The sequence below is a fragment of the Reyranella sp. genome (assembly GCF_050185545.1).
Lineage (GTDB): Bacteria > Pseudomonadota > Alphaproteobacteria > Reyranellales > Reyranellaceae > Reyranella.
In genome coordinates this window covers 7,758-9,203 of record NZ_JBFWZI010000240.1, presented here as the reverse complement: position 1 = coordinate 9,203, position 1,446 = coordinate 7,758, and the positions used below count along the sequence as shown (strand labels likewise).

General features: G+C 67.9%; 3 protein-coding genes. 2 read left to right on the top strand and 1 reads right to left on the bottom strand.

The features are described from left to right. Nucleotides 1-268: ABATE domain-containing protein (locus tag AB7O82_RS34420; protein WP_428621457.1), on the bottom strand; the 268-nt coding region annotated here is incomplete at its 3' end. Nucleotides 269-358: 90 nt separating this feature from the next. On the opposite strand from AB7O82_RS34420, the gene AB7O82_RS34415 reads away from it, so the two are divergent. After that, nucleotides 359-730: a VOC family protein gene (locus tag AB7O82_RS34415; RefSeq protein WP_428554389.1), complete on the top strand. Its 372-nt coding sequence runs from the start codon at nucleotides 359-361 to the stop codon at nucleotides 728-730. Nucleotides 731-767: 37 nt separating this feature from the next. Further along, the gene (locus AB7O82_RS34410) at nucleotides 768-1,349 is read left to right on the top strand and encodes a GNAT family N-acetyltransferase (RefSeq protein ID WP_428554380.1); all 582 of its coding nucleotides are present in this window, start codon (nucleotides 768-770) and stop codon (nucleotides 1,347-1,349) included. Nucleotides 1,350-1,446: the final 97 nt, after the last annotated feature.

Genomic DNA, 1,446 nt, shown 5'->3' with positions numbered 1-1,446 from the left:
CCGCGAGCGCCTGGTTGAGCGCCTCGAGATCGCGTGCTCCGGGCACTTTGTCCTGCGCCTCCGCGTCGAACAGGCGATGCAGCATCTCGCGCAGTTCGAGCGCGCGCTCGAACTCGCGCCGCGCCGGCGGCCGCGCCGGCCGCGGACCGCCGAGGCCGGCCAGCCAGCCGGCGAAATCCTCCGGCGTGTTCAGGGTTTCCGTCGGCTCCGCCTGGCCACGCCAATAGCGCGTGTTGACGAAATCCAGGCAGAGGTCGGCACGCAGCATCTTCCGGACTTAAGGGCCGGCCGCACGGTTGACAAGGTCGGTCGATCACAATAACCATATAACCGGTTTACTGGTAAGAAGGAGGATATGATGTTCGACCACGTTTCCATCGGCGTCGCCGACATCGGCCGGTCGCGGAAATTCTACGACGCGGCGTTCAAGCCGCTGGGCTACGCGCGGCTGAGCGACGGCGACACTTCTTTGGGTTACGGCGACAAGGCGGTCGGGCTGTGGATCGGCGCCGCCTCCAAGCCGGTGAAGGCCGACATGGAGTCGGGCCTGCATTTCTGCGTCGCCGCCAGCGACCGCGCCGCGGTCGACGCCTTCCACGCTGCAGCGCTCAAGGCCGGCGGCAAGGACAACGGCAAGCCCGGCCTGCGCGCCGACTATGGACCGAAATACTACGCGGCCTTCGTGATCGATCCCGACGGCTATCGCATCGAGGCCTATTGCGGAAAGTGAGCTTGCCAGCCCGGTCGAGGCCGCTGATCCTGCGGCCATGACCACGCTTGCCGTTGACGCAGCGACGGCGGCCGAGGAAGCCGCCGTCGTCGACACCCTGATGCTGGCGTTCGCCAGCGATCCGGCGACTCGCTGGACCTGGCCGGACCCCAGCGCCTATCTCCGGGCTTTCCCGCGCTTCGCCCGCGCCTTTGGCGGCGCCGCCTTCGCCCATGGCAGTGCCTTTCGCCTCGGCACGGCCGGCGCCGCGCTGTGGCTGCCGCCCGGCATCGGCCCGGACGACCAGGCCATGATGGCGTTGATGCAAGCCACCGCGTCGCCGGAATCGATGATCGACGGCATGCAGGTGATGCAGCAGATGGCGAGCTGCCATCCGCACGAGCCGCACTGGTATCTGCCCCTGATCGGCGTCGACCCGGCGTGGCAGGGCAAGGGAGTCGGCAGCAGGCTGATGAAGCATGCCACCAACCTGTTCGATCGCGACGGCGCGCTCGCCTATCTCGAATCGTCCAACCCGAGGAACATCCCGCTCTACCAGCGGCACGGCTTCGAGATCCTCGGCCACATCCAGGCCGGCAGCTCGCCCACCATCACGCCGATGCTGCGCAAGCCGAGGTGATCGGCGCTTCCATCGGCGCGAGCGAGTCATGGTCTTTTGGACCGCGGGCGTCCCGCCCGCTCTTCGCATGAGCGTGGTCCGGCGCGGTAAACCGCGC